This is a genomic window from Pedobacter psychrodurus, from assembly GCF_032678585.1.
In the GTDB taxonomy this organism is placed as follows: domain Bacteria; phylum Bacteroidota; class Bacteroidia; order Sphingobacteriales; family Sphingobacteriaceae; genus Pedobacter; species Pedobacter psychrodurus_A.
The window spans coordinates 1-6,894 of sequence record NZ_JAVTSN010000097.1 but is presented as its reverse complement, the minus strand read 5'-3'; the positions used below and the strand labels follow the sequence as shown (position 1 = coordinate 6,894).

Genomic DNA, 6,894 nt, shown 5'->3' with positions numbered 1-6,894 from the left:
CGAAGCCAATTTTGATTGGATGAAGCAATCTTTATAGCAGGAATCGTAAGCAGGAAAAATCCTGGTGCTAAAAAAACTAATTTTCAGAAAAAAAATGTTGATTTTTCCGCTCTTTGCCGCGGAGGCATGGTACTTTGGAGCGCCAAAGTACCCAAAGCGCTTTGTCAATCCAACAAGGTGGCTTCTCATAGCCCCACGCTCATCAAAAAACAGCGGCACTTCGTTTTGTGTTCAATCCTCTTCAAAATTTCGAATCATTGTTAATGAACACAAAACCGCTGCGTTTCAGGTTTGGTAGTGCAATTTGTTCTATACAGCACCTGTTTTTTGATTCTTCCGCCACTTGGGATTGACGGCGATCTTCGGTAAAATCTGCGCTTTATTAAAGTTGGCTAGCAAAATGCCTAGACTATTCTTAAATAAATATTTTACACAATAGGGCTTAACATTGAGAGTGCGCTACTGGAGATAACTAACTTTCTAAAAGGCAAAAAGGATGTCCAGCCCAAACGATGAAGCATAAAAAACTGAACACCTTATTTTACCTTATTAGTTTAATATCGTTTTTGAATCGCTTAACCGATCTTCATTGATCTTTTTAATGATCTCTTCAAATTTCGCTTCCTTTCCGATATATTTATTCAATAAATCGATCTGATTTAATCCCCTTATCAAATTGTGTTCAGGGTAAGCTGTTTTATAATAAATATCGCCATTTAAAAAATCGGCTATAAAGCGTACCGCTTGCATATAAATCATAAACTTACCGGCATAGATAAAGAACTGTTTTTCTGCAAAACCCAAAACCTGATCCATCTCTTCCATATAACCTTTATGTATGGCCGCAAAAACATCTTCCCTGATGGCTATCTTATTAAAATCTTTCTCCTCTTCGTTCGCTTCAGACAAGTAAGTGCGCATCATATCGCCAACATCACTGATAAAATAACCTGGCATTACCGTATCTAAATCAATTACACATAAACCCAGGCCGGTTTCTACCTGCAACAACACATTGCTAATTTTGGTGTCGTGGTGTACCACGCGCAGGTTAAGCGCGCCGCTATCTACCATGTGCAGATATTGTTCTTCTATATCGTAGTGTCTGATAATTTCTTCAATGGCAAACTTTGCTTCGCTAATTCTTACATCAGTAGCTTGCTCCAAAGCCTTTTTAAATTGCTCTACGCGCAGTGGCAGGTTATGGAAATCTTCGATGGTGGGTTTTAACTTGTTCACATTGAAAGCACAAAGCATCCTCGTAAATTTACCAAACTGCTTGGCGGCGTGGTAAGCCTGCTCCGGATGGTGCACAAAATCAATAGAGCAAGAATTTTCCACAAAAGGAAAAATCCGGTAAAAGTGCCCGTCTAACACCACAAAATCGTCTCCATTGCTTGCCGCAATTGGTGCAACAAACAAATATTTGGGCGCCGTTTGATCGAGATATTTTTTTATCGTCTCAATATTCTGAGCAATGTTTTGAGGCTCACGGAAAACCTCCGTATTAACCTCCTGTAAAATATAGGCTATTTCTTCATTGTAAACTTTCCAGGTATGGTTAATTAAACCCGAGCCGAAAGGTTCAATTGTAAATTGTTCTGCGTTAAGTCCATAAGCACCTAATACTGCTTGAAACATAAGATGGTGATATAATTGTATAAAAATTGTTCCAGATACCTGGATAAAGTTGTTATTAAAATATGCGGGCAAGCCTTTTGGCAATGCCCGCAATCGAGACTAAAAGCCGCTATCGTCTAAAGCGAAAGTATTTTTACGGTCTTTCCATTTCCCTTTGGTAAAATCAGGGAATTTTTGTGGCATGTTTCCTTCTTTTAACGATTTGGTAGAAAGTGGTGTAATTACACTCATCGTTACCGAATCATATACATCAATAGGTGTCTGTTTTTTCTGTTTTACCGCCTGGATAAATCCGTTAAACACAAACCAGTCCATACCACCGTGCCCAGCGCCTACTGCTTCTGCTTCATATTTTTTCCAAAGTGGGTGATCATATTTCGCAAACCATTCCTGAGCCGGATCCCATACATCGTCTTTTTTCGATTTGTGGTCGATATAAACTGATTTATTTACATCCATCCATAAACCTTTTGTACCCTGAACCCTGAAACCGATAGAATATGGGCGTGGCAAGTGTGTATCATGACTTAACAATACCGTTTCGCCATTTGCACAGTTGATCATGGTGGTGGTTACATCACCATTTTTATAATTGATTTTGGCATTCGGGTGGCCTGGCGAGATTTCTTCTACATAAGCAGCCAAACCTTTGGCTTTAGAGCTGAACGAAACCAGACTGGTAAAACTGTTCCCCCGGTTGATGTTTGCATATTGCATTAATGGGCCTACACCATGGGTTGGGTATAAATCGCCATCCTGATCAATGTTGAACTGCGTACGCCATTGCGCTTCGCTTAAGGCTTTTGGTCCGTACTCTACCCCACCGCCATAATAATCTTTACCGTTGTTAAAAAGTACGTTACGTAAATTGTGCTGATAACCACCTTCAAGGTGAACCAATTCGCCAAAAAGGCCTTGACGAACCATGTTTAAAGCCGCCATTACATCTCTACGGTAACAAACGTTCTCTAAAGTCATGTAAGGCATTCCTGTTTTTTCAGAAGTATTTACAATATCCCAATGGTCTTGCACGGTTAAACCTGCAATTACCTCACAGCCTACATATTTGCCTGCTTTCATGGCATCAACGGCCTGATCGCGGTGAAACTGCCAAGGTGTGGCAATAATTACGGCATCGATATCTTTACGCTCAATCAGTTTTTTGTAGGCATCGGTGCCACCGGTATATTCGGTTGCGGCAGGTCTGCCTTTTTTGGCAATAAAAGCGCGGCAAACTTTAAGTGAGCTCTCCTGGGTATCGCAAATTGCAACAATTTCTACATCGTCTCTCAGCGCACCTTCAGAGATGTGGCTCATACCGCGTGCACCTACACCGATATAACCCAATCTAACTTTTCCACTGTCTGATGAGGCAAATAAACTTCCGGTTGGCAGGATGGTTAAACCAGCAGCCGTAAATGCACCATTTTTGATAAAATCTCTACGTTCCATTTGTGTTGTTTAATATTTATTGTTTAGTTTTTTAATTGATCCCTTAAATCTTTTGAACAAACGTTTTACTAGTTATGCTTTGGCACTTTTCCTTATTAAAATCCCAGCATCTACAGCCGTTTAGAAGAGCTATGCAGACTAAAGGTTTTTAAAATTTTTCGTATTAAAATATAGTCTATAATCCTTAATCCTTCCATTGGCATTATCCTGTCTTGGCAATAGCTTTAATCCCTTTATGGTGTAATTTTTACCCAAATCGATTACCAGCTGGTGTGGTGGTTTTGGCGATTGATCTTCCCACTGCGTATGCCAGTAACTGGTAAACTGCAGGTCGAATACATTGGCTGCATTACCATCGTTACCACCAAGCTCTTCGCTATCGGCATATACAATTTTCCAATTGTCGCGCGGTATTTCATTGCCCTTGTCATCCAGTAATACAATTTCGGCCACCGTGCTATACGGCTGACCTTTTTGCTCTGATAGTGCTTCCAGACAGAAATACCTGGCCGTTACCGGTTTAAAATCGACCAGTTGCCATTTGTTATCATTAGCAAAACTACCTTCGGCATAGGCTTTTTGTGTGTTATCCCATTTTTGGTTTGCTTTACGGTGCAGCTCGGGCTGTTTTTCGTTTACCACATCTAAAATGGGTTTATCCAAAAAGCTTAAAGCAGGTTTGTCGGTTCCGAAAAGGTCGAAAACCACCACTTCGTTTTTACCTTTTTTAAGCCAGCTGCCCGGTACGAGCATGGTTTGCGTTGGGCCGATATTCCAGTACCTGCCCAAACACATTCCATTTAACCAAACTAAGCCTTTATTCCATTTCCCCATATCGAGGTAAGTATCTTCTAATTTATTGGCAGTAAAGCTTCCTTTGTAAAAAGCCGCAGCGGCAGGCTGTTTGCCCAGCGCCTCGTAACGGAGTGCGATATTGATGTCCCCCATCCTGATCGGATAGTTCTTCCAGCCCTTTAATGCCTGCTGTTTTCCGTTTTCTGAAAGGTATACCTCACCATGGATGCCTTTCCAATCGTGCATCTGGTAACCATAGTTTACCCTGCCTGTAGCTTCTAACAAAACCCTTAACACACTTTTATGCGTACGGGCAGGAATTTCGATACTGAATTTATTTTTTCTCCTGTCCAGTTCGCCAATCTTTTTGCCATCAATATACACCAAAGCATAATCGTGGATATCTTTAAACACCAGACTAGCTTTCTTGCCCGCAGCCAAACTGGTTTCGTACAGCACACAACCGAAATCCTGGTTTAAATCTTCCATCAGCAAAGCTGTATCGGCCAAAACCGGTTTTGGCAGGTTTTTAGTCAATATTGCTACCGAAGAAAAGGTAACAGGTTGCAATTTCTGGATCTTGTTGCTTGCAGGTACATCAGGTAAAACCTCTCCTGCTTGCAGGTAATTGGCAAATAACTTGCGGATGGCGTAAAATTTCTCAGTGGCATTACCCGCTTCATCTATCGGAGCATCGTAATCGTAACTGCTGGTTTGTGGCAAATAAGGTGGTGCATTGGCGCCGCTATAGGTACCAAAACTGGTGCCACCATGTGCCATGTATATACTAAAGGATGCTTTGTTATCGAGCATGTATTTCAGCTCGGCCACAATGCGTTGTGTATCGCCCACATGGTGCGGCCTGCCCCAGCTATCGAACCAGCCAGGATAATATTCGCCACACATTAAAGGGCCTGTAGGCTGTATAGCCCTTAAAGCTTTGAAATTAGCCTCAGGATCGCTGCCAAAGTTTACCACGGCAAACAGATCTTCAGGATGGTCGTTCTTTAACTGCGAAGGTCCATCGCAATGAAATAAAGGCACATTAAAACCGGCTTCTTTTAAATCGGCTTTAATGATGTTCATGTAATCTTTATCATTACCATAGCTGCCATATTCGTTTTCTACCTGCACCATAATGATGTTACCGCCATTACTTACCTGTAGAGGTGCAAGCTGTTTACCAACGGCAAGCAGGTACTTTTTCGATCTTTCTAAGAAATATGGATGCTGGGTGCGCAAACGGATGCTTTTATCTTTAAGCAGCCACCAGGGGAAACCGCCAAACTCCCACTCGGCACAAGAATATGGCCCTGGCCTTAATATTACATACAAACCAACCTCTTTCGCCAGTCTGCAAAATTCGGCTGCATCGCTCTGCCCTGTCCAGGTAAATTGATCGGGCTGTTTCTCGTGCATGTTCCAGAACAAATAGGCACACACCGTATTTAAACCCATGGCTTTTGCCATTTGTAAACGCTGTTTCCATTCGGCTTTAGGTATGCGTGCAAAATGCATCTCCCCACAACGAATGACATAGGGTTTGCCATTCAGCTCGAAAGCATCGGCGCCTATGGCAAATGTGGTGCGTTGTTGTGCCCAGCCATGAATAGCTGAGCCAAACACTAGCACCAGTACAAGGATATTTTTAAGCAAAGGAATGCGCATTTGTTCGGCTTTGTTGATTTGTATTTTTTAAAAGTAGGACAAGGAAATGAGCAAAACAACATAAATAATAGCGCAAACGATTGACTGATTTTTATACAAGGCATTTTATTTCTTTGTAAAGAAAAACTATCGCCAAATGCAAACACATTTTAGCTTTGACCTTTCAATGAAAACAATTATGAGTATATGTCTCACTTGTTTCTTTTAGTGTAGACTGTCTTTTATATGATATCTCTTTTTACATTTTAATCAACCATTGTACAGTAGCTTTTAATCAGCATTTTAAATTGACAAATTGCAATGATAATTAAAAAATACAAGTATATGCTTACACACTGTAGTAGTATAAAAATACATTTAATGTAAAATAAAATTATCAATACATCATTAACATACTGTATTACAGCATCAAATATGCTTTTGTGTAAAATTCTTTATTCCCTCTTTAAGTAACAAAACTATTATTGCAAATTTACCACATCATCCCTCTCACATTTTAAAATTTAAATTAACGATGAACAAATTAATGCTCACTAAAGGCAGAGCTGTGGCTTGCCTAGTTTTAATGTGCCTATTCTTGGTACAAGGTTGTAAAAGAGAATTACTACAGCCAAATTCAAAGAATTTACAAAATGGGATTTCCGTTACTGAAGCTAAAGCATATTTTAACAAAAATTTGAAAAAAGCCTTTAAGTCCCAAAAATTAATGTCTTCAGGTTCCTTAAATAATGCAATAACAATTGAAGATGCGCTGGCTAATAAACAACCGATTTGGGAAAAGGCATATGAAAAAATTATTTCTACAGGCAAATCAGTTAAAGTTCCTATTGATTTTGGTGATGCTGTAGCAGTGGTGAGCCCTAAAACAAACGCTGTTGTCCCTTTGACTAGTCTTAATTATCTTTTTATGTATAAAGATACCATACAGACCATACATGTCGAATGGATTATTCTTTATCCAGACTCGCTATGGTTATATGGAGACCGTAGTCGCTATACAGGACATATAATTGTAAAAGACTGGGACGGAAAAACCATAAAAAAACTGTTCTATGCTCCAATTGGTTCGACAAACACTACATCCAATACCAAAAAAAAACTACTTAGTTCAAATGGAGTACTGAATTCTAACGTTGGCACTGAAGACAATTTGGATGGCGCAGTAGGTTTCTGTACGTTATGGCCTACCGGCAAGTGCCCTAAAACCGGGGTCTGTTCAAAAACATGTGATAATTGTTTGCAAGTCTGTGCAAAATACTCTTGTACCCTTTTCGATTGCAGCCCAGAATGCGATTTACCTTCTGAGCCAGGATCAGGCGGAGGGGGTGGCGGAGACGG

At 40.3% G+C, this 6,894-nt stretch carries 4 protein-coding genes; 1 reads left to right on the top strand and 3 read right to left on the bottom strand.

What is annotated here, in order from left to right:
• Positions 1–549 precede the first annotated feature (549 nt).
• From R2S57_RS30055 to R2S57_RS30045, 3 genes are all read right to left on the bottom strand, one after another.
• The gene (locus tag R2S57_RS30055; RefSeq protein WP_316848602.1) at positions 550–1,641 is read right to left on the bottom strand and encodes an aminoglycoside phosphotransferase family protein; all 1,092 of its coding nucleotides are present in this window, start codon (positions 1,639–1,641) and stop codon (positions 550–552) included.
• A 99-nt stretch (positions 1,642–1,740) separates the two neighbouring features.
• On the bottom strand, positions 1,741–3,093 hold the full coding sequence (locus R2S57_RS30050; RefSeq protein ID WP_316848601.1) for a Gfo/Idh/MocA family protein: 1,353 nt from the start codon (positions 3,091–3,093) through the stop codon (positions 1,741–1,743).
• A gap of 138 nt (positions 3,094–3,231) precedes the next feature.
• Positions 3,232–5,556, bottom strand: coding sequence for a beta-galactosidase (locus R2S57_RS30045; RefSeq protein WP_316848600.1), 2,325 nt, complete (start codon positions 5,554–5,556; stop codon positions 3,232–3,234).
• Between the two features lie 514 nt (positions 5,557–6,070).
• On the opposite strand from R2S57_RS30045, the gene R2S57_RS30040 reads away from it, so the two are divergent.
• Positions 6,071–6,894, top strand: an 824-nt coding sequence (locus R2S57_RS30040) for a hypothetical protein (protein ID WP_316848599.1), incomplete at its 3' end; no start/stop codon positions are given.